Here is a 25408-nt window from a genome sequence, read left to right as displayed (position 1 = left end):
ATCATTGCTTGAGACTAGTCTTCATCCACAAACGAGATCGGCTGTTCCTCACAGTACAAGCCGTTGAGATCGGCAAAACGAGTTCGGGTAAAGGCCCGCTGAGACTTAACTTCGCCCTCACCCGGGATGTCGACGAAGTAATGGAAGTCCACCGAGTTTCGAGCGGCGGGCCTTACTACCGTCATGTAAGGCTGAATCGTCACATCAAACCCGTTTGCAACCATTTCGGCTGTCAGCGGTGGAGAATTGAAGGGGTGAGTGGCGCCCAGTTGCGTCTCGCCCGCAGCATCGCTGAACACCCGCCACTCCCCTCGAATGACCATGTCCGTCTTGAAGTTTGTATTGCCCGGAACCCTGACGACCGTGCTGCGGGTAACAGGGTTAAGGTCGGTACATGCCAATGTTGCTGTGGCCTTGCTGAACTGTGCCGGCGGCAGCGTAGTCACGTTCGCGGTCACGTTCACTTCCCGGGGTACAGAGCGCTGGATATTGCCATTGGTCAGCCAGCTTAGGCTGTAGAACACCTTGACTTGGCGGTCGTTACCGACGTCCTTGATGGTCTCCCATGGGACCTCCAATTCGACGGGGTCACCAGGACCTTCTGTTGTCAGTGTCTTAGGATCAAAAGGGTGCGCCAGATCGCCCCAGTAGCCAGTAATAGTGATGTCTGGAGCAGGCACGGGCACGTCCCAGAGCACGATTTCGACGGTGGCAGGATTGCCGAAGTCGGCGGGCGTGAGCACGTTAGGCGTCGCCCTGTCGCTGCCAAACACCGTCGGCCGATTGAGCGCCGCGTTTTCAGGATCAGGCCCAGGGGTGGGGCCCGGTGCGGAGATGTCAACGTGGATATCCAGGGGCGGTGCATCAAATTCCTGCCCGCGGCGATCAACGAGATACTCAATGGTGGTTTCCTTCTCGCCGGTTGCAGTGCCGTAGTCGGCAAAGATCGTGGCGCGGCTCACGGGCAGCAGCAACGGGAACGGCAGGTAATCCGCGACGTCGTAACGTTGTGGATCCTCATCCCCCCAAGTCAGTTGGATAACATCGATCTCCGGCAGGGCATTGTCATAGTCAGGAATGCTGACGAAAACGTCGTCCGCGAGATACACATCCTGCAGGTCAATAAGACCGTCACCGGGCAGCAGCGCGAGTGGTACCTCCGCCTGGTGAGGAGCCGGATCATCAGTCAAGTGCAAGTTGATGCGGGCTGGCGTGGAATCCAGGCTGCGGTTGCCGGCCAGGTCACGCAGGACGTAAAACAAGTAATTGCGCCCTGCTTCGTTGGCCCTGACCGTATCCCAAGGCACGGTAAAGGTTGCTGCGTCCGTAACAGGAACCTCCAGGGCCGGGGTGGACAATTGTGAGGAAAAGTCCTCGGAAAAATAGACCTCAATCCTATCTCCCGTTTTTCGATAGGCGGGATAGGCGGGGAATGTACAGACCATCCCATCTGGATTTTCTGCAATATCAGTTTCGGTAATTTCGCCCTTGTCCGACACATAGTCAGGATATGCCGGTGCGGGTGGATAACTACGACCGTAAGGCGGCGTTTCATCTATTTCCAGTGGAGCACCTACTTGCAGCGCGGTCGGCGATGTAGGGCTTTCCCAAATAATGTAGCCCACTTCATGCTGGCCTTGGGTTAGGAGCGATGCTGGAATATCGCGGAAAAAGGGCCCGCTGATATCAGCGTAAGTAGGAGCCGCCGGGTTTGCAAAGTTCACCACATGAATGGCTTGCCCCCACTGTGTTGCGCCTTTGCCACGAATATTCGTAGTGATATAAACCGTGGCAGGATCAATGTCGCCATCCGCCGCCATTTCGGAAAGATCATAACTGACAGTTAGCGGCTGCCTGGGCTCTTGAAAAGGGATCAGCCCATCGGCATTCAAACTATCAAATTCCGGCACTTTCAAGCTAAGTACCCCAGCCTTTCGACCGGACAAATACACCCTATTGGCTTCTCGCGAGTCGACGGCGGCCTGTTGTTTTTTAGTCAAACTAGTCATTTGTGCTCTCCACTTGCCTGTTAACTACATCGTTACAATGTAAGATGACGTGAACCCACATCGCGCTATTCACATCGACATGACGGCATGAGTTCCTGGATCCTCAGGTACCTGCTCTCTTACTTGCCAGCAACGCCCCAACTTTCAGAGTTCCGGACCGTTACCATCAGGCCCACAGTAGAGCCCGCTAGGCCTGCGCCGGTCGATTTTCACGTAATAAAGCCGTGATGAACCGATAAACCGAGTACCCCGCCAAACGGTATAAACGGCATAGGCGGAACTTGCCGTACTATTGGGATCCTGGGATTTTATAGGCGCTATTTTTTCAGCATAGTTATCCAGCTTGAAGGTATAGCCATTAATAGCTTCGTCGGCGGTCAGACTATGAGTGAGCGTTTCTGCAGTGTCCGGAATTGGCCGCCCCCCTCCCCAAATTTCGGTATATCCGATCCAGCTCAAAATAACAAAGTCACCTTCCCTGAATTCGGGGTTGGGTGTAACAACGATTGGAATATGGTCCCACAGGGGAGGATTGGACGAACAATTAAGGGTGGACGTCTGGCGATCCCAACTAGGGAACTGTGCCTGGGTAAATATCAAAGGCGCAATTACATTTACTGCCACTTCAGTAAAGTAAGCTATTTGTTCATTCACGCCATTAAATGTCGTGTAATACACCTGCAGCCGGTCATGGTTACCCGCATCCACAATGACTTGCCAGGGTATATCGCTGAATTCCACGCGCGCGCCCTCGACATCCCCCTTGCTGGTGTCTACGCGATAACTGGCGACCGGTGAGTCCAGGGACGGGAAGCTCCCCCAATACAACTCCAACAGTTCTCCGTCTTTAGGAGCGTGGTAAAGCGGAACACTGGCGTAGACACGATGGTCCTTGTCACGAATATCGATATGGTTGTCAGTGGTAGAGCCTTCCCCAACTATCACCACCCGTGGCAAGTCAGTGTTGATCAACTGTGGAGCGTTGGCATGATCTTGCCCTGCAACGCTGAAATCCCAGCGGATTCTGGTGCCAGGGCTCGGAAAAGTGGGCACCGTACTGCCGGCGCGCAAAATGGTGTAGCTGGCAAATCCCTGCGCGGGGCCCGAGCCGTCGTCGATCAACGCCCACCACGGCACATTCACGTCAAAGGGTACGTGAGGGACCTCTTGCAGCCCGAGCGCGGTATTCCCCCATCTTAAGGCAACCCGGTCTCCTGGCTGCCAATCGGTGTAGTTCACCCTCGCAACAACCCCCAGACGCGCTTCATGCCGGTTGATCAGGCCACCCGCCATTGCCGGGATGACCGGAGGCTGGAGTTGGGTCGGAGACCCCACCAAATCGACCTCAACCGACGCCTGATTGGATCTTGGGCCACGGTTGCCCGATCGATCCTCAAGCCGGATATGGACGTATTGGGTACCGTTTGGGTACAACCGAAACAAGTCTGCGGGGAGGCGTACAATCGGTGGCGTGGTTTCAAGGGCGAATTCGACATAACCGTCGGGCGCCGCATCGGGCGGCGGGCTCTTGTCCGAAACGTAGTAATAGGCCCTGTCTCTGGCTCGGCGGCCGATATACGCCACAGTGAGGTCTACGGTGGCGTGATCGCGCAAATAATCCTCATCAATAATCGCGACAGGAAATGCCGAAAGCGCAGGCGCAACGTTGTTATTGGGCGGCGTGCGATCCAGATACAGGATGCGCGGATTCGACGGGGAGATCAGTCCAGTTTCATCTTGAATTTCGTAATGCAGAAATACCGTACCGTCTTGCTCCAGATAATCTCGCTCTATCGTAATCGTCAGAGGAAAAATGCCCGGCGAAATGGGCCCGTCAAAACGGCGGACGTAAGGCGGCCTGCCTTCAGCCCCGCCACGCAGCCAACGAATCCTCACGATATTGAACTCACCCTCCTCTGCCGAGCCGTCCCATAACGTCGGAATCACCACCTCCAGCCCACTGTCCAGGTGATGGCTGGGAATATAACCATCCGCAATAGGAGGGTCGACGTAATCCAGAATCGGCACCTCGATGTCTCTAAGACTCAGGACACCCTTGCGCAATCCAATGGTCTTGGGATCACTCATGTCACCCTCCAGGCTAACTGTTCGCTCCTGCGCAGAGACTGCGCGTTTGCCTCGATTAAACGCGCAATTCCGGGGTTCGAATACTGTCAGAACTCACAGGTACACCTAGCCATTCGTCGGTTTTAATCGGCAACGCCCTATGAATCGTACTTGACGAATTGTTTGGTGGATGGTCTTCTGAAACCGGTTTCAGTGGGACTACCCGCGCGTCGACAAATCCAATAAGAAAGGCCCTGCACCGTGACTACTTTTTCCGCCGCCCAACGCAGCCGCGTGACCATGCTTGACGTAGCCGAACGCGCCGGTGTGTCCAAGGCCAGCGTTTCGCGCTTTATCGGTGACGACCGCGCCCTGCTCTCCGATGCCATCGCCCTGCGCATCGAGCAAGCCATCGATGAACTCGGCTACCGCCCCAACCAGATGGCCCGCGGCCTGAAACGCGGGCGCACCCGCCTGATCGGCATGCTGGTGGCCGACATCCGCAACCCCTATTCGATTGCCGTGATGCATGGCGTGGAAACCGCCTGCCGCCAGCACGGCTACAGCCTTGTGGTGTGCAACACCGACCGCGATGACGAGCAGGAGCGCCAGCACCTCGCGGCCCTGCGCGCCTACAACATCGAAGGGCTGATCGTGAACACCCTTGGCCATCACCTCGACCAATTGCTGGAGCTGCAACGGGAAATGCCGCTGGTGCTGGTGGATCGTAAGGTCGAACCGCTGCACAGCGACCTGGTGGGTCTGGATAACCCGGTGGCGGTGCGCATGGCAGTCGAACACCTTGAACAGCAAGGCTATCGCGACCTGCTGTTAGTGAGTGAAGCCACCGACGGCACCAGTTCGCGGCTTGAGCGCCTGGACAGTTTCAAGGCAGAGATTGCCAGCCGTCCGACGTTGACCGGCGCGGTACTGGAGTTGGACGGCGAACTGGAACAGCGTCTGCAAAAGTTTCTGGCCAAATCCGGCCCCAAGGCGTTGTTCTGTGCCAACGGAATCGCGGCACTGGCGTGTACCCGCGCATTGAAAAATTTAGGCTGCGACCTGTTTGATGACGTAGGCCTGATCGCCCTGGATGACCTCGACTGGTACCCGCTGGTGGGCAACGGCATCACCGCCCTCGCCCAGCCCACCGAGGCCATCGGCGCCAAGGCTTTCGACTGCTTGCTCAAGCGTTTGCGCGGCGATACCGAGCCGACGCGTACCCTGGATTTCCTGCCGCAACTGATCATTCGAGGCTCCACCAGGCGCCCGTAGCAGCTGTCGAGCCCGGGCGAGGCGGCGTTTGCGATGTGTCAGGTACACCGCCGACGCAGCCTCGCCCAGGCTCGACAGCTGCTACGGCTGGTTCAATTCAACATTTTGCGAATAAAAATGAAACCGGTTTCAGAGGTCCACAACAATGCATAAATACCCCGTCTCCATCAGCCTTTCCAGCTACGGCGCCGACCTGGTCCGCCAGCAGGGCCAGTTGAGCTTCGTCTCGGTGCTGGCCGCCGCTGGCGCGCAACGTATCGAATGGCGCGAAGAACTGCTGACCACTGAACAACCGCTTGAACTGGCGCAAGCCGCCGCCGATCAAGGCCTGGAATGCGTGTTCTCCTCGCCCCTGGAACTCTGGGTGGCCGGCCGCTCGCAACCCAACGCCGAACTGGCCGCCACCCTCGACCGCGCCCAGGCGTTTGGCGCCCGATGGCTGAAAGTCTCCCTCGGCTATTTCACCGACACCAACGACCTGGACAGCTTGAGCGCCCTGCTCAACCGGCATCCGGTCAAGCTGCTGGTGGAGAACGACCAGACCCTGCACGGCGGGCGCATCGAGCCGATGCAGCGTTTTTTCAACGAAGTCGAACGCCTGGCCGTGCCGGTAAAAATGACCTTCGATATCGGCAACTGGCAATGGCAGGACCAATCGGCGACCACCGCTGCACGCCTGCTGGGCCGGCATGTGGATTACCTGCACTGCAAGGCCGTGGCCCGTCGCGCCGACGGCAAGCTGGTGGCGCTGCCGCCGGGCGTCGCCGACCTGCATCTGTGGGAACAACTGCTCAAGCACATGACTCAAGGTATTACCCGGGCTGTGGAGTTTCCCCTGCAAGGTGATGACCTGGTGCAGGTCACCGCACAGCAGGTCGCCGCCCTCACCGTCCTTGGCCAGCCCCGCGTGGAGAATGCCCATGTCTGAGATCGATATCCTGTCGTTTGGCGAAACCATGGCGATGTTTGTCGCCGAACAGACCGGCGACCTGGCCCAGGTCGCACAGTTTCACAAACGCATTGCCGGCGCTGACAGCAACGTCGCCATCGGCCTGTCGCGCCTGGGGTTCAACGTGGCGTGGCTAAGCCGCGTGGGCGCCGACTCCCTCGGGCGCTTTGTGGTGGACACCTTGCAGAACGAAGGCCTGGACTGCGGGCATGTGGCGGTCGACCCGCTGCACCCCACGGGTTTTCAACTCAAGTCCCGCGAAGAGGCCGGCGACGATCCGCAGGTGGAGTACTTCCGCCGTGGCTCGGCCGCCAGCCATTTGTCGGTCGAGGCGATCAAGCCCGAGCTGTTGCAAGCCCGCCACCTGCACGCCACCGGCATCCCGCCGGCGCTGTCGGACGCCACCCGCGAGTTGTCGCGCCAGTTGATGACGCAAATGCGCGAGGCTGGGCGCAGTGTGTCCTTCGACCCGAACCTGCGCCCGTCCCTGTGGGCAAACGAGCAACGCATGGTCAGCGAAATCAACGCCCTCGCCTGCCTGGCGGATTGGGTGTTGCCGGGGTTGAGCGAAGGCCGTTTGCTCACCGGTTTTGAAGACCCGGCCGACATCGCCGCGTTCTACCTCGACCAGGGCGTGGAAGCCGTGGCCATCAAGCTCGGCCCCCACGGCGCGTATTACCGCACGCAACTGGACCAGGGTTTCGTCGCCGCCGTACCCGTGGCCAAGGTGGTCGATACGGTCGGCGCCGGCGATGGTTTTGCGGTGGGCATGATCAGCGCGCTGCTGGAAAACCTCAGTTTTGCCGAGGCCGTGCAGCGCGGCAACTGGATCGGCAGCCGCGCGGTGCAGAGCCGTGGCGACATGGAAGGCTTGCCGTTGCGTGAAGATCTGCCTGCTTATTGTAGGAGCGAGCTTGCTCGCGAAGGTCGTTAACGATGACACGCGCCACCTGAATAGAGGTGGAGCTCTTATGTTTTTCGCGAGCAAGCTCGCTGCTACCCAGTTACCTGTTGCCACAACTACAACAAGCTCAGGAGCAACTTTATGGAACCGTTGAAACTCGCCACCCGTCGTTGGTGGTACATCATGCCCATCGTGTTTATCACCTACAGCCTGGCGTACCTGGATCGCGCCAACTACGGCTTCGCCGCCGCCTCCGGGATGGCCGAAGACCTGATGATCACCCCCGGCATGTCGTCATTGCTCGGCGCGCTGTTTTTCCTCGGCTACTTTTTCTTCCAGGTGCCAGGGGCGATCTATGCGCAGAAGCGCAGCGTCAAGAAGCTGATTTTCGTGAGCCTGATCCTGTGGGGCGGCCTGGCCACCCTGACCGGCATGGTGTCCAACGCCTACATGCTGATCGTGATCCGCTTCATGCTCGGGGTGGTGGAAGCCGCCGTGATGCCGGCGATGCTGGTGTACCTGTGCCACTGGTTCACCCGCGCGGAACGCTCACGGGCCAACACCTTCCTGATCCTCGGCAACCCGGTGACCATGATGTGGATGTCGGTGGTCTCGGGCTACCTGGTGCAGCATTTCAGCTGGCGCTGGATGTTCATCATCGAAGGCTTGCCGGCGGTGCTGTGGGCGTTTATCTGGTGGAAGCTGGCGGATGAAAAACCGGCCGACGCCAAATGGCTGAGCGCCCAGCATAAAAAAGACCTGGAAACCGCCCTCGCCGAAGAACAGGTAGGCATCAAGGCGGTGAAGAACTACGCCGAAGCCTTTCGCTCGCCCAAGGTAATCATCCTCGCGCTGCAGTTTTTCTGCTGGAGCATTGGCGTGTATGGCTTCGTGCTGTGGCTGCCGTCGATCCTCAAGGCCGGCTTGAAAATGGACATGGTCGAGGCCGGCTGGCTCTCTGCGCTGCCGTATCTGGCGGCGGTGATCGGCATGCTGGTGGTGTCCTGGGGCTCGGACAAACTGCAAAAACGTAAACGCTTTGTGTGGCCGCCGCTGTTGATCGCCTCCATCGCGTTTTATGCGTCCTACGTGCTGGGCGCCGAACACTTCTGGTGGTCGTACACCCTGCTGGTGATCGCCGGGGCGTGCATGTATGCGCCGTACGGGCCGTTTTTCGCGATCGTCCCCGAGATCCTTCCAGCCAATGTCGCCGGCGGCGCCATGGCGCTGATCAACAGCATGGGCGCCCTCGGTTCGTTTGGCGGTTCGTACCTGGTGGGCTACCTCAACAGCAGCACCGGTTCCCCCGGCGCTTCGTACCTGCTGATGAGCGGTGCGTTGCTGGTGTCGGTGGTGCTGACGATCTTCCTCAAGCCCGGCGCCAGCGACCGCGAGCGCGCCCCGCTGCAATCCCTTGAATTGAAGGTAAAGACCTGATGAAAAAGTCTGTCGTGCTCTACAAGAAACTCTCTGCACCGCTGATGGCCCGTCTGCATGAACAGGCCGAAGTCACGCTGATCGAGGCACTGGATGAAAGCGGCCTGGCCAAGCTGCGCGCGGCATTGCCTACGGCCCAAGGCATGCTTGGCGCAAGCCTGCGCCTGGACGCCAAATTGCTGGACCTGGCGCCAAACCTTGAGGCGGTGGCCAGCGTGTCCGTCGGCGTCGATAACTACGACATCGACTACCTGACCGCGCGCGGCATCCTGCTCAGCAATACTCCCGACGTGCTGACTGAAACCACCGCGGATACCGGCTTCGCGCTGATCCTCGCCACTGCGCGGCGAGTGGTGGAACTGGCCAATATGGTGCGCGCCGGCAACTGGAACCAGAACATCGGCCCGCTGCATTTCGGCAGCGATGTACACGGCAAGACGCTTGGCATTATCGGCATGGGCCGAATTGGCGAAGCCTTGGCCCAGCGTGGGCACTTCGGGTTTGGCATGCCGGTGATCTACCACAGTCACTCGCCAAAACCTGCAGTGGAGCAGCGTTTTGACGCGCAATACCGCAGCCTGCCGGACCTGCTCCGGGAAGCCGACTTTGTGTGCCTGACCTTGCCGCTGACGGCTGAAACCGAAGGCTTGATTGGCGCTGAAGAGTTCGCGCTGATGGGCCCGGAGACGATCTTTATCAACATCTCCCGGGGCAAGGTGGTGGACGAGCCGGCGCTGATCGAGGCGTTGCAACAGCGCACGATACGCGCGGCGGGACTGGATGTGTTTGTGCGCGAGCCGCTGCAGCATGATTCGCCGTTGTTGCGCTTGAGCAATGTGGTGGCGACGCCGCATATCGGTTCAGCGACTCATGAGACGCGGGAGGCGATGGCCAAGTGCGCGGTGGACAATCTGCTGGCGGCGCTGGCGGGTGAGAAGCCGAAGAACCTGGTGAATCCGGCGGCCTGGAAACACTGATTCCTGAAGCACCGCAGAAGCCAATGTGGGAGCGGGCTTGCTCGCGAAGGCGGTGTGTCAGCCACCGAATGCATCAACTGACACACCGCCTTCGCGAGCAAGCCCGCTCCCACATTTTTTTGATCGCATTTCAGATCAGATGACGAATCTGGCCACCATCCCGTTCAAATCCACCGCCAGGCGCGACAGTTCGTGACTGGCGGCTGAGGTCTGGTTGGCACCCGCCGCCGACTGGGTCGCCAGGTCGCGGATGTTCACCAGGTTGCGGTCCACTTCGCGGGACACCTGCGCCTGTTCTTCCGACGCACTGGCGATCACCAGGTTGCGCTCGTTGATCAGGCTGATGGACTGGGTGATCTGCTCCAACGCCACGCCGGCAGCCCGTGCCATTTCCAAGGTGCTTTGGGTGCGTTGGTTGCTCTGCTGCATCGAGTTCACCGCCTCGCCCGTACCGCTCTGAATGCCAGCGACCATTTTTTCGATTTCCTGGGTCGACTGCGCGGTGCGATGGGCCAGGGCCCGCACTTCATCCGCCACCACCGCAAAACCACGCCCGGCTTCACCGGCACGTGCCGCTTCAATCGCTGCGTTGAGGGCCAGCAGGTTGGTCTGCTCGGCAATCGCGCGAATCACGTCCAGTACCTTGCCAATGTCACGGCCCTGAGCCGCCAGGCCTTCGATCAACACCGAGGTGTTTTGTACATCCTGGGTCATGGTCTGGATCGCGCCCACGGTTTCCACCACTCGGTCGCGCCCTTCCCGCGCGGCCTGGTTGGACTGGCTGGAAGCTTCTGAGGTGGACACCGCATTGCGCGCCACTTCTTCCACCGCAGCGGTCATTTCGTTGACCGCTGTGGCGGCCTGGTCGATTTCGTTGTTCTGCTGCTGCAGGCCTTTGGAGGCCTCTTCAGTCACAGCGCTGAGCTCTTCAGCGGCAGAGGCCAACTGCGTGGCCGAGCCGGCGATGTGCTGGATGGTCTGGCGCAGGTTGGCTTGCATCGCAGCCAAGGCCCCGATCAGGCGGGCTGGTTCGTCTTTGCCGTCGTCCTCAATCACTTTGCTGAGGTTACCGCCAGCGATCACTTCAGCCGCCTCCAGCGCTTTGCGCAGTGGCGTGACGATGCTGCGGGTCAACAGCCAGGCGAGCAACACGGTCATCAGGGCCGCAATCACCGAAACGGCGATAATGCCCGTGATGGCGTGCTGGTAACTCTGCCCGGCGTCATTGGCGGCCTGAGTGGCATCCGCCGCGTTGATGGCGATCAGTTTATTCAACTGTTCGCCCATCTGGTCGGTGCCATCCTTGATGCGGCCGTTGATCAGGGCGCGCATTTCTTCCACTTTGTTCTGCTGCGAAAAGCTCACCATCTCGGCCTGAGCCTTGAGGTAATTGTCCAGCGTGAGGGCAAATGTCTTGTACAGCGCCGCCTCTTCATCCCCCGCCGGCAGGGTGGCATACGCTGCCTGGGCGGTCTTGACCTTGCCTTCCAGCACGCCCATGCGGGTCTGGGCTTCCTGCAAGGCCGCCGGTTCACGGTTCACCAACACGCGAAACGACAGAATCCGCAGGCGCAGGACGTTCTCGGTCATGGTGGCCAAATACCCGACGCTGGGCAGCTGGTTGGCGCCCATGTCGACCGATGCCTGACGAATCAGGGTCATGCGGTTCACCGCAAACACCCCCAGAATAACGACAAGCAACGCGATGAAGGCAAAACCGAGAAAAGCTCGAGGTGCGATATTCAAGTGACGAAGGGACATAGGGGGGCGCTCTTAGAAGGGGTGGCTGCGAGCATCCCTGCCGCGACACGGCCAATGGGCGTCAACGCGCCGCTCTGACCGGTGGCACCACTGTTGTAATTGGTATGTGGGCCTATAAACGGTATCGGCCGGCTTGAGGATTTAATGGGGGAGGTTTCGAAATATTTTTTCACACTTCTGACAACTGGCAGTTTCTGGCATCCTGCGCCTCCTTTTTCCTGCCCGGGCCCGTATTTTGTCTGACACTCAAACCCCTCGCCCCCGTTATAAATCCGACCTGATTTACGGCCTCGACGACCGCCCGCACTTCAGCGCGGCGATATTTGCCGCCCTGCAGCACGTACTGGCCAGCTTTGTCGGGATCATCACTCCGACGCTGATCGTTGGCGGCGTGCTGGGCCTGGAAAGCGAAGTGCCCTACCTGGTGAGCATGGCGCTGTTTGTGTCGGGGCTCGGCACCTTTGTGCAGGCCCGCAAGTTCGGCCCGGTGGGTTCCGGCCTGCTGTGCCTGCAAGGCACCAGTTTTTCGTTTATCAGCGTGATCCTGAGCGCCGGCTTCATGGTCAAGGCCCGGGGCGGCGGCACCGATGAGATCCTGTCGACGATCTTCGGCATCTGCTTCTTCGCGGCGTTTATCGAAGTGGTGCTCAGCCAGTTCATCGGCAAGCTGCGCAAGCTGATCACCCCGGTGGTCACCGGCACCATCATTACCTTGATGGGCTTGTCGCTGATCAAGGTGGCCGTCACCGACATGGCCGGCGGCTATGGCGCCAGCGACCTGGGCGCCGCCGGCAACATGGGCCTGGCGGCCCTGGTGTTGCTGACCATCGTGGTGCTCAACCGCTTCAATAACCCGTTCCTGCGCCTGGGTTCGATCGTGATCGGCCTGACCCTCGGCTTTGTGGTGGCCTGGTGGATGGGCCGCGTCGACCTCGCCGCCCTGCCCCAACTGCCGCTGATCAGCGTGCCGGTGCCATTCAAATACGGTTTCTCGTTCGACTGGGTAGCGTTTATCCCCGTGGCGGTGATCTTCCTGATTTCGCCCCTGGAAGCCGCCGGTGACCTGACGGCCAACTCGATGATTTCCCAACAGCCGGTCAAGGGCCCGCTGTACATCAAGCGCATCAAGTCCGGCCTGCTGGCCGACGGCCTCAACTCGGTAATGGCGGCCACTTTCAACAGCCTGCCCATGGTGACCTTCGCCCAGAACAACGGGGTGATCCAGTTGACCGGCGTGGCCAGCCGTTACGTGGCGTACTTCATTGCCGGGCTGCTGGTGCTGCTGGGCCTGTTCCCGATGATCGGCGCGGTGCTGCAACTGATGCCCAAGCCGGTACTCGGCGGTGCCACGCTGATCATGTTCGGCACCGTGGCCGTGGCCGGGATCAAGATCCTTGCCGAAGCCGGCCTGCACCGGCGCAACGTGCTGATCGTGGCGATCTCCCTGGGGATGGGCCTGGGTGTGGCGGCAGTCCCGGAAGTGTTGCGCGAACTGCCCAAGGCGCTGCACAACATCTTCGAGTCGCCAATCACCGTGGGGGCGTTCTGCGCTATCGTGCTGAACATCTTCCTGCCTGAGGAGTTCATAGAACTGGAAGAAGATGAATTTGATCCGGAAGCCTCCACCCTCAAGGTGATGCAGGACCCGGACGTCACGCAATAGGAGAACCCGTTTTATGCGCAAGCTCATGGTTTTGTCACTGCTGCTCCTCACCCTGAGCGCGTGCGCGCTGTTCCCCAATCGCGACCCGGTGAACATCAACGTGGTGGGCATCGAGCCGCTGCAAAGCCAGGACCTGGAGGTGCGTTTCGCGGTGAAGCTGCGGGTGCAGAACCCGAATGAAACCGCGATCGACTACAGCGGCGTGGCCCTGGACCTTGAGGTCAACGGCCGGCCGCTGGCGTCCGGGGTGAGTGACCTGAGTGGGTCCATCCCGCGCTTTTCGGAGACGGTGCTGACGGTGCCGGTGAGTGTTTCGGCGTTTTCCGTGTTGCGCCAGACCCTTGGCTTGAGCCAGACCCAGAGTTTGAATAACCTGCCCTACGTGTTGCGCGGGAAACTCGCGGGTGGCCTGTTCGGCACCATGCGCTTTGTGGATCGCGGGACCCTGGACTTTCCCAACACTGCCACGTGGTAACGACATGGATGCGCAACCTACGCTGTATACCGAACGCCTGATCCTGAGGCCGCTGACGCTGGAGGATGCCGAGGGTGTCCAGCAGCAGTTTGCGCACTGGGAAGTGGTGCGTTATCTGAATGCTCAGGTGCCTTGGCCGTACCCGGCGGATGGTGCGCGCAGCTATCTGGAGCATGTCGCGTTGCCGGCCATGGCGCGGGGGGAGGAATGGCATTGGTCGATCCGCCTGAAAAGCGCGCCGCAGGTGTTGATTGGTAATGTCAGCCTGATGGATGAGGTGGATAACAACCGGGGCTTTTGGCTGGCGCCGCAGTGGCAGGGTCAGGGGTTGATGGCCGAGGCCAGTGCGGCGGTGACTGAGTATTGGTTTGAGGTGCTGGAGCGGCCCGTGATGCGTGTGCCCAAGGCGGCGCCGAATGTGGCGTCTCGCAGGATTTCCGAGCGGACGGGGATGCGGTTGGTCAGGACGGATGAGGGGCAGTTTGTCGCTGGGCGTTTGCCCAAGGATATCTGGGAGATTACCCGGGAGGAATGGCTGGGGAGTCGGCGGGGCTGAGGTGGGTTTTGGGTGTATATCCGTTATTCGGGTGATGGCTGAGATTGGTTCCGCTCTTACAGCGGCTCACTTTTGAAGAGCGCAAAAGTAAGCAAAACGCTCTTGCCCCACCACTCGGCACCTCGCTAATGCTCGGTGTGCCCTCACTCCGGCTTTGGACCGTGGGCCGCCGTCATGGGCCATCCCTGGCCCAGGACGGCTAACCTGGCGTCCTGCCAGGTTACCCACGCTCCAAAGCCTGCGTTCGGCCAGCGTGGTTTAACGGGGCGCCTAAGATCAAGATCAAAAGCAGATCAAAAGCACAGCGGCCTCCCAGCCGGCTTGAGTGTTAAAAGCAAAAGCAAAGACCAGAGCGAAAACAGATCTGCTTTTCTGTGGGAGCGGGCTTGCTCGCGAAAAACCTGAGAGCGCCGCGTTCATCCAGAATGCCCGCGTCATCGTTAACGACCTTCGCGAGCAAGCCCGCTCCCACATTTTTGACCGTGCCCGCTTTAGATTTTGCTCTTCAACACTCAAGCCGGCCGGTAGGCCGCTGTGCTCTTGCTTTTGATCTTGATCTGACTGCCCCAATAAGCCCGAGGCCGAACGCAGGCAGTGCGGAGCGGGTAAACCGGCAGGACGCCGGTTTAGCCGCGCTGGGCCATGGATGGCCCATCGCGGCGGCCCGCGGAGCAATGCCGGAGTGAGGGAACACCGAGCCTAGGCGAGGTGCCGACAGGCGGGGCAGAGCCCTTTGCTTACTTTGGGGCTTTTCCAAAGTGAGCCGCTGTAAGAGCCATCCCTTTCAAGGTCTGCGTTTAAAAGTCCGTTTAAGGCCATGTTTAAGTACGTTTATCCGACTTAGCCGCCTTAAGCACCCTAGCTGTTGAGACATGCACCCGTGCCGCCTTACCTTCCAGCCACTCCTTGGGCTTGGCTACTTTGGGGCCACGAGGGCTTTTGGCTACGGACTTAGGTTTGATCATCCTTGCCAGGGCCAGCAATCGCTCTGCCAGCCCTTGCGGAGTCTTTTCAAGAGGGAAATTTTCCGCAGGCAATGCGATCTGCAAGCCTTGATAATCACTGCGAACATGCACCGCCAAATGGAAAATCGAAACCTCCCAACCCTCTGGCTGCGTTTCGCGGTGCGCCTGCTCAACGCTACGCTTGAGAACCGACAAAACGTTGTAAGCCAGGACCGCCGAGGCAAAGCCCAATAGCGCGGCTTTCGGGCTGCCAAGGCCTGTAATTTCACTGTCCAGTACCGACTCAAGGCGCTGAAACATTCCCTCGATACTCCAGCGATGACGGTATAAATCGGCTATCTGCCGGGCACCGATGGTGTCGGGCAAATTGCTCCAGAACCACATCACCAAATCACCTGAGTCATTCGCCGTTTGCAGGCTCAACTCAACACGTCGCCAGCGGCGGCCACCCTTCACTTCGATGATTTGTTCGCGAACGGTTCCGCTATCGACCGTCCCTGAGTCTTGCCACTCACTTTCCTGGACCAGGCGTGGATGCTTGCTGGGTTGGCGAACGATGAACGAAGCCCCCGTGTCCTCGCAGGCTTGCAGGACGGGCAGCGTGCAATAGAGCCGGTCAGCCATCCACAACTGGCCCGCGCATGCGCGGGCCAGCAGCGGTAAAACACTGACTCGCTCACTGGCGTAGGCATCTTCCCACGGCTGAAGATCAACGACTAAATCCAGGTCCGGATCGTAGGCAACTACTGAAAATCCTGGGCGCGCTGCGCCGCGCTCATTGCGCAGAGCGCCTAGACGTTTTTCAGTGGCCGGCAAGTGGTTGCCATCCACAATACGCAACTGCCAGCCAGGCAGGATCGATGAATGGCCGAGCGTTTCGACGGTCGGTATCAAACGCTCGGCACTGCCCGAAATGAGGGCGCGAAGCAGCTCGGGTTCGGTTCGCTTGATCTTGTCATAGAGTGCCGAAACACTGACCGAAAGGCCCTCCATCTTGCGCGCCGCCGCGTGTAACGACGGCCTCAAGCCCAATGAAACAAGGGACATCAGCTCAACAACGGTTGAAAACAAAAGCTCACGTGAGTACTGCCGTTGGCGGTGATCATCGAACACCTTGTCAACCCAAGCGGCATCTACTGCCTGCTCTAATATCAACTTGGTCATGACGCTGGCCGGCGCCTGTTTTTCAAACCGTTCTAAAACCTTTTCCCACATAGTTTCGTCGTCCTGACTGGATTGGTTAGGGGATTTTAAACCAAGACCTTGAAAGGGATGGCTGTAAGAGCGGAACCATAAGCCGCCGTTACCTAAATAACGGATATGTACTCAACCCAAAAACCGCACACCGGGTTTAGCACGCTCATCCACGATCAATTCGAAAATATCCGGCCGGGCATAATGCCCAACCACATCATAGTCATACCGCGCCCGCACCAAATCATCCGTATCAATCCGCGCCACCAGCAACCCCGCCCCACCCAGCAACGGCCCGGCCAGAATGTCCCCCATGGGCCCAACAATCACACTGCCACCCGCGATCAAAGGCCGATCCACCGGCCAATTCGCAACCTCCACACCCAACGCCTGAGGTGACGCCTGCACCTGACACGCACTCACCACAAAACACCGCCCCTCGTGCGCAATATGCCGCATGCTCACCTGCCACATTTCCCGCTCATCCACCGTCGGCGCGCACCACACTTCCACGCCCTTGGCATACATCGCCGTGCGCAACAACGGCATCATGTTTTCCCAGCACACGGCACCACCGATGCGCCCTACCGCTGCATCAATCACCGGCAACGTCGAACCATCACCCTTCCCCCAGATCAGCCGCTCAGTGCCGGTAGGCATCAATTTGCGATGCTTGGCCACCAACCCGCCCGCCGGCTCGAAATACAGCACCGTGCAATACAACGTGCTGCCACTGCGCTCAATCACGCCCAACACCAGGCTGGCCCCGGTGCGCGCCGACAAACCCGCCAGCGCTTCGGTCTCCACACCCGGCACATCAATCCCACTGGCAAAATAACGGGCAAAGGCCTCCCGCCCTTCAGGCAGGCGATAACCCAACTGGGTACCAAAGCCTTCACCCTTGGGATAGCCCCCAAGCAAGGCTTCGGGCATCACCACCAGTTGCGCACCGCTGCGCAGGATTTCGTCCTCATAGGACAGGATCTGTTCCAGGGTCTCAGCCTTGCCACCCGGCAAGGAACCGATTTGCAGCGCAGCCACGGTAGAAACAGGCATCACGATCACTCCGAATCAATGGGGGGTTGCCCATTCTCCGGCCAGCGGCAATCATGAATAAAGCCCACTTCACTGCTAACTGATATGAGCCAGATGAATATCGCCAACGTCGATCTCAACCTGCTGAAAACCTTCGAGGCCCTGCACGACGAATCCAGCGCCAGCCGCGCCGCCCTGCGCCTTGGGGTGACGCAATCGGCGATCAGTGCGGCATTGCGCCGCCTGCGGGATGTGTATGGCGACCAATTGTTCGTGCGCACCGGTCGAGGCCTGGCGCCGACTCTGCGCGCCAACCAGTTGAAACCGGTGATCAGCGAAGCCCTGGATCGCTGCCGCCAAAGCCTGGCGATGGTCGACCCCCAGGGCAGCCAGTATCAGGGCCGTTCGGTGGTGCTGGGGTTGTCGGATGATTTCGAGATCGCCTACGGTCGCCGGCTGATTGAAGAGATCGCCCGGCGAGCGCCAAAGCTGCGACTGATTTTCCGCCAGACCCACAGCCAGATCGTCGCCGGCGCCCTGCTCGATCGCAGCCTGGACCTGGCGATCACTGCCGGTGGGTTTGCCGAGCGCCGGTTGAGCCGCCAGGTGCTGGGGGAAGGCCATTATGCGTGCCTGGTGGACCCCGCCAGCCTGGCACCGGGACAACAGGCCATCGACCTCGACGAGTTCGTCAGGCGTGAACATCTGTTGGTGTCATCCGGCGGGTTTATCGGGATAACCGACGAGGGCCTGGCCGCGCAGGGGCTGAGCCGGCATGTAGGCGCCTCAACCACACACTTCGCGGCGCTGCCGTTTCTGCTCAAGGGCAGCCAGGCAGTGGCAACGATTCCCGGGCATGCGGCCCAGGCCATCGCGCAGATGACCGGGCTGAAGGTTCTGCCCTGCCCGCTGGCATTGCCGCGCTACCCGGTGGAGCTGGGCTGGCGCACCCAAGTGCAACTCGATCCGTTGCTGCTGAAGGTGCGCGAGGCGATCGTCGCCTGCTTTGCGCTTACTTCGCCGCCATCAGGCGATTGACTTCGCTGCGTACCATGTTCGAGAACTCCGGCGGTGACATGCCGTCCAGTTCCGCACGTACCCATTCGGCCCATTTGCCCTTGCGCTTGGCGCGCTCGCCAAACAGGCGGGCGGCCTCGCCCTTGGCTTTGCCCAGGTTGCTTTGCCACAGGTCGTAGAGACGGGACTTTTCATCTTCCAGCGCGGCGCGCTCGGCAAGGGGCTTGTTGGCCAGATTGAAGCTCATGTTGAATTACCTGCTGCACAAATAGGTGACATCTTACACTGTAGGTCGAAATTTCCTGGCCTGGATTTCACCTAAGCTGACCGTAGGAAAAAAACTGCAACTTTTGCCTGCTTCAAACACTCCATTCTTCATCAAGCGCATTCATTGCCACATTCACCCGCAAGGAGTTAACCCAATGGCCCGCAAATCTGCCGCCCAAGCCGTCGAAGACCAAATCAAGGATCAAGCCTTCAGTGAACTGACCGCGCTGATCGAAGAATCGGACAAGCTGCTCAAAAGCAGCGCGTCACTGGTGGGGGAGGAAGGTGAAACCCTGCGTGAACAGGTGGCTATCAAGCTCAAGCAGGCACTGGACTCGGTGTCCAATGTGCGCGAGCGCAGCAAGCCGGTAGTAGATGCCACCGAGACCTATATCGGTGGCCATCCATGGCAGACCGTGGCGATTTCCGCCGGGTTTGGCCTGGTGGTCGGCCTGCTGCTGGGCCGCCGCAACTGATCTGATGTAACGGCTGCGCCCTCCCCGGGCGCAGCTCGCTTCACGCCTGTGCCAACACCCGCAACCGGCTCAATTCTGCCGCTTCGATCTCAATGCCGCCTGCCTGCGACTTCGCCCGTGTGCGATGGCGTCGGTCTCCCGGCAAACGCCGCAACCCTGCCGCATGCATCTGTCGCACCAGTTCCTGGCTGCGCTCGGCGAAGCTCTGCCCGGCGGTCTTGCTCGGGTCGATCACGATCAGCAACTGGCCGGTCCATGGAGTACGAGCACCGGGGTGATCGGACCAGTTGAACTCAAACGAGAAGTTACCGCCCGTGAGGGCTGCCGCCAGCAACTCGACCATCATCGACAGGGCCGAACCCTTGTGCCCGCCAAACGGCAACAGCGCGCCGCCTTCGAGGATCGCCTTGGGGTCCTGGGTCGGCTGGCCGAGGCTGTCCACGCCCATGCCGGGTGGCAGGCGCTCGCCCTTGCGCGCAGCAATCTGCACGTCGCCATGGGCGATGGCGCTGGTGGCCAGGTCAAACACGATGGGCAGGCCATCGGCGCGGGGGGCGGCGAAGGCAATGGGGTTGGTACCGAACAGTGGGCGGTCGGCGCCGTGGGGCACCACGCAGGTCATGCTGTTGACCACGCTCAAGGCCACCAGGCCCTCTTCGGCGAAGGGCTCGACATCCGGCCAAAGTGCCGCGAAGTGGTGGGAGTTATGGATGGCCAACAGAGCAATCCCGGCACTGCGAGCCTTCTCCACCAACAACGGGCGGGCGGCTTGCAGCGCGGGCTGGGCAAAACCATTACCGGCATCCACCCGTACAAACCCGCTGGCCACATCCTCGACCACCGGTACCGCCTTGCCGTTGACCCAGCCGCTGGCCAAGGTCGAGACGTAACCGGGAATACGGAATACACCGTGGCTGTGGGCGCCGTCGCGCTCGGCGCTGGCGCAGTTCTCGGCCAGCACCTGGGCCACGTCGGCCGAGGTGCCATGGCGCACGAATACCTGGCGCAGCAGGTCGGTCAATTGCGCAAAACTGAGTCGCTCTGATGAAGACTCGACATCCAAAGGCGATGCAGACATCTGAAGCTCCCGTTTAATTATTGGAATGGGCAACAGCGTACAAGAATCGGTCCGTCGATTAGACAGGGTTTGCCCCATGGCTGTCGACAGGGAGTGCCAGACATATCTAGCCCCCGGGGCCACCGGGACTGGATAGCGTCGAGTGCCGTACTTTCCCAAGGATCGCAACGATGAGCCAGGCTCCCTATTTTTTCCCCGAAGCCATGCGCATTGGCTGGAGGGCGCTGGACCGTGAGCGCCAGTTGAACATCGACACCCGGGATATCGAGTTTCTCGGCAAGGTGTTTTTTGCCAGCGATACAGGCCGTCGCCAACAGTCGCCGCCAATGATTGCACAGCGCATCTGGCTGAATAAAAGTACCGCCAACACCGTCGAACTGGCGGGCAGTTTCATGATGAGTTCCACCAACGCCTACCCGCACGCCTGGCTCTACACCCCCTACGGCGGCCTGGAAAAATTCGACAGCCCCGCCCACGTGCTCACGACGCTGACCCAGCGCTTGAAAATCCCGGCCGACGCCACGCGACTGCTGTGCTTCCTGCCCTTGCAGCAACAGGCATCGCAGGTGCTCGACAACCGCCTGGTGCTGACACCGGAGGCGATGCTCGATGACGTGTTTGGTGAACAGGAGAAAACCCTCAGGCGTTATCAGGAGGTCAATCGCCAGGCGCTGCTGGCGGAGTTGAAACAGTTGCCGCCATTGGGCGCCCTGCTTTCAAACCTGCTTGAAAGCATCTGCCGCCCACTCTTCCCCGGGCTTGCCCCCAGCGAAGCCCACGTCAGTTTTTTCGCCAGGCAACCCCCTGGGCACACAATGCCGCGCTGGCTCGACTCGCTGCCACTCAATGACGCTGTGCTGTTGTATTACCGTGAGCAAGCCTGGCCAGCCGGGCAAACCCGGGTGTTTTTTCATCCCGCGCGGCCTGACGACGCCAAGGACCCTGAACGCAAGGCCCGCGACACGCAGCGCTGGGAAAGCGCGATCAAGCAAGCGGCCGGCCAACTGATCCCGTTCCTGCACAGTGCAGTGGAGACGTTCTGGAACACCGAGATCGCGCCGGGCGTCTCGCGTCGGGCCTGGTTCTCCCGGACCATGGCCGCCAATGCGCGCCTGGATCTGCTGTTCAAGCGCCAGCAATCCATCATCAGTCCGGAGCAAAGCCAGGCATTGGCAGCGCTGTACTCATCCCAGGCCCCTCTGGGCGGCCAGACACTGCACGTGGAGAACGTGAAGATCTGGGAGCAGCCGGCCAATGCTGTCGAGCTGGCCAGCACCTTGATGATCGGCAACTCGCAGACCTTTCTCTACACCCCCGACAAGGGTTTGCAAGTGCTCGGAACCTACGACGACCTGATGGACACCCTCAAGGCCATGGTCAAAGCGCCAGGGTATGAAGACGACCTCTACAACCTGATGTCTCTCGAGGAGCGGGCGTTGTTTGTCGGGTTCAAGACGCCGCAGTTCTCCGGCACTCCCATCACAGGCCCTCTGTTTGAGCAGGTGCTCGAAGCCATCATCGGCAAGCAGCAACAGAACCTTCGCTACGCCCTCGATCTGTACCGACGTACCCGCGCCGGCATTGAACCCTCGGCCTTGCTCGACTACGCGCTGGATGTGCGGTACATGATCGACAGCCACCTCCCGGGCCTGGATACAGCCGGACGCTGGACGCCTCATTCGGTGCTGGCCGACCCGACGCGTCCCGTGTCACTGGCCGGCGACCGGGCCGCTCTGCTGCACAAGCAGTTGGTCAACATCCGGGACACACTGGCAGCCCAGGTACGCGCCCAGCCTACACTGGCCAACACCGTCAATCAGGCACTCACCTTAGAGTTCAACCGCCGTGGCCTGACGGGCCAGGACCCCGGGAAGATCTACGTCAATCGATACGCCGCCGGCGCAAGTACGCCACACGCCACTGCGCCCCTGGAAAGCCAGAGCCTGCTCAGTTACTTTCTTGCGCGCCTGATACAGGGGCGCGGGCCAATTCCGCAAACGCTGCACTACGGCCTTTACGCCAATCAGGGCAGCGGGCGCGCCGCACCACTGACCGGCCTGGACATATCGCAAGCCAACGCGGTTCTCGATGCCGCCCTGATCAAGTTTCATAACTACAACATTGCTGATATTCCCCGCGAATACCTGGAACAGCTCAAGGCGCCGATGGCCCATGCCATGGCGGTGGCGATCCAGGGCGAAGCCAGACTCAGGCGCCTCGACAACAGCCTGGACGCCCTTGATGAGTCGATCGTGCAAACGGTGTTTGACCTTCAACACCCGGATCGCCGACGGCGCCAGGGGCTGGGTGGGTTCATCCCGGATGCCTATGCGTTGACCGTCGAACCCGAGGGCCTCACGCAACGGGTGCCCCTGGCCCATTGCCTGATGCTCACCGAACGCGGCGGCCTCGACCCGTCCCACTCAGGCCGGGCCGTGCTGTGGACGCCGGCGCGCGGTCTGGAGAGTTTCGCCAACGTCAGCCAATTGCAGACGGAGCTGAAACGACGCCTGGCCGCCCCGGACCTTCGCATGCAGCTACTGGCCAATCTCGAACCGCGCTACCGCAAGCCGCACCAGGCCTGCCCGCTCGGTCAATTCATGCTGATCAACGACGCGGTCGCCCAGCACCGCCAGCAGTCCTGGATTGATCATTACAAGGCACAACGGGCCCACTGCCTCACCCTGACGCTATCGGGGGACGCCTTGCTGAAGCGTCTCGGGGAGCTGGAAAAGGCCTTGCCGGCCAACGACCTGGACCACGCCTCGCAAATCGCCCAGACCTTCATGGCACAACAATCACTGCCCGCCTGGTTGGGGATGGCGTCGGTCAGCCAACAGCGTCGCCACATCGAAATCCTTGAGCAATACCGCCTTAGCCTCACGGACGACAGAGATTACCTGGACGATTTCCTGTCGTTGCCACAGTACGTTGGCAGCAAGCTCGGCGAACTGTTGCAGGCCTATGGCGTGCGCCCGCAAGACGTCTACATCCTCCCAAAGTTGGTGTTGGCCGGCCAACGGCAAAACCTGGTGGACTACGCCCTCAATCACATCAGCCAGCAAGCTGCTGCGTTCGATGTGGAATCAACGGCCGCCGGCCTGACCCCCACTGTCGTGCGCCAGGTACTCGCGCGCCTGTCTCTCAAGCAGGACAACCAGGCTTACCTGGCCGAAAAACTCACGCCGAGTAAACCGGGCGCCGCAGCACGGGAACAACTGTTTATTCGCCAACTGCCCTGGCAATTGCTGCAATACGCCCATGCGCTGAGCCTGCAGGAACTGCTATCGCCCGCGGGCTTGAGCCTGGTCGAACAAGTCCTCGACATGCCGGATGCAATCGCCCGTGCAGCAGTCAACGGCGCAACCTCGACGGTCCGTCCCCTGGAGTTGATCGCCACGGCGGGCGCTCGCACCATCAAGGCCCTTGGGGTCTACCTGATTAACGCCGCCGAAAAGGCGCCCCTGGTGATGTATGCACCTTACGGTCCGCAGCAGGCGTTCCAGGAATTCGAAAACGAGGCGGCTCTAATCCGTCGGCTCAACCTGCCCGGCCCGTTGCAGGACTGGGTGATCGGCCGCCTGCCAGAGGCTGAGCGAGCCACGTATAAAAACCTTTGGGCCAGCACGGTCGGGAGAACCTCGGAAATCATCCTGGCGGACAATCCGATCAAGGGCCACGCGCTCAAGCAGTTGTACCGCGACAACATTCAGTTGATTTCGAGCCTGTTTGAACAGCAAAACCAGGCCGATGGCCGGTCAGCCTGGGACACCCTCAAGGCATTGTTTACCCATGGCCTGCAACAGGCGCAGGCGTTGCTACCGGGCAAGCTGATGGTGCCGTTGGTGATCTGGCAAAGCTACACACTGTTCAAGGCCTCTGCCGAAGACTTGCAGCAACATCGATGGCGCGACGCGCTGCAAAGCTTTATTCGCGGTGTCGCGCAAATGGCCTCAATACGTACATTGATGGATGAATCACCGACACCAGACACCGCCGCGCCGATGCAAACAGCCAGCGCCTGGCAAGACATCGATATCACCGCCCAGGCCCGGACCCGCCTGCAGGCGTACGAAGCCAACGACATCAGCCTGGAGGGCCTGACGGCTGGCAACTCGGGGGTCTACACAACGACAGACAATCGGCATTACCTGCCTTGCACAGGCAAGGTCTATCGAGCCAAGCAGGTTGATGGCCATTGGCGGCTTTTCAGTGCACGGTCCAAAGGGCCCTATGTGCGCCTGGATGCCGAGCGCAAATGGACTCTGGACCTGGGCGCATCGGTTCGCCGCCATGGCCCTGGCTGGAGTGCCATGATGGAGCGCCGGGAGGTGAGAACAGAGGTGGACCGGGTGATGAATGTCGAAGCTCGAGGCCTGAGCGAAATTCGGCGTGTTTCGCCCCTCAGGGCCCAGGCGATCGTCGAGGCACTGGACCTGGCAACCTTCTACCTGCACAACTGCCAGCAGAACCTGAAACTGCTCGATCATCAGTACCCGCCCGTGACCCGGGTGCATCGCTTCATCAACCGCTTCTTTGGCATCCCGATAGACGCCGACACCGGCCCGGCCAAATTTCCGGCAGTCCTCGCGCAAAAGCTCATGGACACGGTGACCGCCATCCTCGATGAGGCGCTGGAACCGGCACTCTACTCGCTCAATTCCCGGCGTTTCGTCTCCGGCGCGCATATCGCCGAACCCGAACGGCATTGGGCGTTTACCATCGACGGGGACCCGGATCGTCGCATCTATCTCACCGAAAACTTCTTCAACCCGCCCACAGCCGATTTTGAAGGGCACCTGATCAATCACTTCGATCAAAGAGCCCATGCCCGTGCGACTACGTTGATTCATGAGTTGACCCATATCGTGAGCAACACCGCCGACGTCGCCTACCTCAACTCCACATCGCCTTTTTCCGACCTGATCGAAGTACAAACCCAAGCCGGTCGCGATCTTCGGGACTGGCTGCGCAACGTGCAGGAGAATGCGTACTCGATCAGTACGCCAATCGGGCAATTGTTCAAATCATCGGACGCGTGGGGGGCTACCGGGTCTGATCTGGGAACCGACCCGGAAGATGACTACATCAAGCAGCAGATTCTTGCCACGACCGGTGGCGTGGACTTGAGCAATGCACGGGGAATTTTCAAAACCAACCTGACTCGGCGGTTCAACACGCAGATGGATAACGCTGACTCATTGACCTTGCTGATCACAACGTTGGGACGACAACTGGACGCCGTGCCCTCGATTGCCGAAGGCACGCCGTAAGCTGCGGGTGCAGGCTACACGCCTGCACCC

Annotated in this window: 18 protein-coding genes; 11 read left to right on the top strand and 7 right to left on the bottom strand. The window is 60.2% G+C overall.

Translation table 11 applies throughout. The features are described 5' to 3' along the window. Positions 1-14 precede the first annotated feature (14 nt). Together NVB75_RS00475 and NVB75_RS00470 are read right to left on the bottom strand one after the other, a co-directional pair. Positions 15-2009, bottom strand: a complete 1995-nt coding sequence (locus NVB75_RS00475; protein ID WP_258345318.1) for a hypothetical protein — start codon at positions 2007-2009, stop codon at positions 15-17. Positions 2010-2153: 144 nt separating this feature from the next. Further along, positions 2154-4097, bottom strand: a complete 1944-nt coding sequence (locus NVB75_RS00470) for a hypothetical protein (RefSeq protein WP_258345317.1) — start codon at positions 4095-4097, stop codon at positions 2154-2156. A gap of 240 nt (positions 4098-4337) precedes the next feature. On the opposite strand from NVB75_RS00470, the gene NVB75_RS00465 reads away from it, so the two are divergent. The 5 genes from NVB75_RS00465 to NVB75_RS00445 all read left to right on the top strand — a co-directional run bounded on the left by NVB75_RS00465 (position 4338) and on the right by NVB75_RS00445 (position 9618). Continuing rightward, on the top strand, positions 4338-5351 hold the full coding sequence (locus NVB75_RS00465; RefSeq protein WP_275708386.1) for a LacI family DNA-binding transcriptional regulator: 1014 nt from the start codon (positions 4338-4340) through the stop codon (positions 5349-5351). 145 nt (positions 5352-5496) lie between these two features. Continuing rightward, the gene (locus NVB75_RS00460; RefSeq protein WP_258345316.1) at positions 5497-6279 is read left to right on the top strand and encodes a sugar phosphate isomerase/epimerase; all 783 of its coding nucleotides are present in this window, start codon (positions 5497-5499) and stop codon (positions 6277-6279) included. After that, positions 6272-7234: a sugar kinase gene (locus NVB75_RS00455; protein ID WP_258345315.1), complete on the top strand. Its 963-nt coding sequence runs from the start codon at positions 6272-6274 to the stop codon at positions 7232-7234. The genes NVB75_RS00460 and NVB75_RS00455 overlap by 8 nt, the downstream gene beginning before the upstream one ends. 111 nt (positions 7235-7345) lie before the next feature. Continuing rightward, positions 7346-8641, top strand: a complete 1296-nt coding sequence (locus NVB75_RS00450; RefSeq protein WP_258345314.1) for an MFS transporter — start codon at positions 7346-7348, stop codon at positions 8639-8641. Further along, positions 8641-9618: an NAD(P)-dependent oxidoreductase gene (locus tag NVB75_RS00445; RefSeq protein ID WP_258345313.1), complete on the top strand. Its 978-nt coding sequence runs from the start codon at positions 8641-8643 to the stop codon at positions 9616-9618. Before NVB75_RS00450 ends, NVB75_RS00445 begins: the two co-directional genes overlap by 1 nt. Before the next feature lie 135 nt (positions 9619-9753). Here NVB75_RS00445 and NVB75_RS00440 read toward each other — a convergent pair whose 3' ends face one another. Beyond that, on the bottom strand, positions 9754-11379 hold the full coding sequence (locus tag NVB75_RS00440; RefSeq protein WP_258345312.1) for a methyl-accepting chemotaxis protein: 1626 nt from the start codon (positions 11377-11379) through the stop codon (positions 9754-9756). A 235-nt stretch (positions 11380-11614) separates the two neighbouring features. Here NVB75_RS00440 and NVB75_RS00435 point away from each other — a divergent pair, with 235 nt between their 5' ends. The 3 genes from NVB75_RS00435 to NVB75_RS00425 are packed head-to-tail and all read left to right on the top strand — an operon-like array spanning position 11615 to position 14073. Further along, a complete protein-coding gene (locus tag NVB75_RS00435) occupies positions 11615-13042 on the top strand; it encodes a nucleobase:cation symporter-2 family protein (RefSeq protein ID WP_017477424.1) in 1428 nt (475 codons plus the stop codon). Positions 13043-13055: 13 nt separating this feature from the next. Further along, positions 13056-13517 (top strand): LEA type 2 family protein, encoded by a 462-nt coding sequence (locus NVB75_RS00430; RefSeq protein ID WP_258345311.1) that lies wholly within the window; start codon positions 13056-13058, stop codon positions 13515-13517. Positions 13518-13521: 4 nt separating this feature from the next. After that, a complete protein-coding gene (locus tag NVB75_RS00425) occupies positions 13522-14073 on the top strand; it encodes a GNAT family N-acetyltransferase (protein ID WP_258345309.1) in 552 nt (183 codons plus the stop codon). Between the two features lie 821 nt (positions 14074-14894). Here NVB75_RS00425 and NVB75_RS00420 read toward each other — a convergent pair. Together NVB75_RS00420 and NVB75_RS00415 are read right to left on the bottom strand one after the other, a co-directional pair. Next, the gene (locus tag NVB75_RS00420; RefSeq protein WP_258348477.1) at positions 14895-16202 is read right to left on the bottom strand and encodes an IS4 family transposase; all 1308 of its coding nucleotides are present in this window, start codon (positions 16200-16202) and stop codon (positions 14895-14897) included. Between the two features lie 162 nt (positions 16203-16364). After that, positions 16365-17288 carry a carbon-nitrogen hydrolase family protein gene (locus tag NVB75_RS00415; RefSeq protein ID WP_258345307.1) on the bottom strand — a complete coding sequence of 308 codons (924 nt, stop codon included), beginning with the start codon at positions 17286-17288 and terminating at the stop codon, positions 16365-16367. 84 nt (positions 17289-17372) lie between these two features. Here NVB75_RS00415 and NVB75_RS00410 point away from each other — a divergent pair, with 84 nt between their 5' ends. Next, positions 17373-18305, top strand: a complete 933-nt coding sequence (locus NVB75_RS00410) for a LysR family transcriptional regulator (RefSeq protein ID WP_258345305.1) — start codon at positions 17373-17375, stop codon at positions 18303-18305. Here NVB75_RS00410 and NVB75_RS00405 read toward each other — a convergent pair. Continuing rightward, on the bottom strand, positions 18280-18531 hold the full coding sequence (locus tag NVB75_RS00405) for a hypothetical protein (RefSeq protein WP_003217960.1): 252 nt from the start codon (positions 18529-18531) through the stop codon (positions 18280-18282). The genes NVB75_RS00410 and NVB75_RS00405 overlap by 26 nt on opposite strands. 175 nt (positions 18532-18706) lie before the next feature. Between NVB75_RS00405 and NVB75_RS00400 the strand changes: the two genes are divergently transcribed. Next, positions 18707-19027 (top strand): YqjD family protein, encoded by a 321-nt coding sequence (locus tag NVB75_RS00400; protein WP_003217958.1) that lies wholly within the window; start codon positions 18707-18709, stop codon positions 19025-19027. Positions 19028-19067: 40 nt separating this feature from the next. Here the strand turns inward: NVB75_RS00400 and NVB75_RS00395 are convergent, their stop codons facing one another. Beyond that, the gene (locus NVB75_RS00395) at positions 19068-20105 is read right to left on the bottom strand and encodes an Ldh family oxidoreductase (protein WP_258345302.1); all 1038 of its coding nucleotides are present in this window, start codon (positions 20103-20105) and stop codon (positions 19068-19070) included. 170 nt (positions 20106-20275) lie between these two features. Here NVB75_RS00395 and NVB75_RS00390 point away from each other — a divergent pair, with 170 nt between their 5' ends. Beyond that, positions 20276-25378: a DUF6543 domain-containing protein gene (locus tag NVB75_RS00390; protein WP_258345301.1), complete on the top strand. Its 5103-nt coding sequence runs from the start codon at positions 20276-20278 to the stop codon at positions 25376-25378. Positions 25379-25408: the final 30 nt, after the last annotated feature.

This window comes from Pseudomonas sp. CBS (genome assembly GCF_024734645.1).
In the GTDB taxonomy this organism is placed as follows: Bacteria; Pseudomonadota; Gammaproteobacteria; order Pseudomonadales; family Pseudomonadaceae; genus Aquipseudomonas.
The sequence above is the reverse complement of the archived record's forward strand: the minus strand, read 5'-3'. Positions and strand labels throughout refer to the sequence as shown.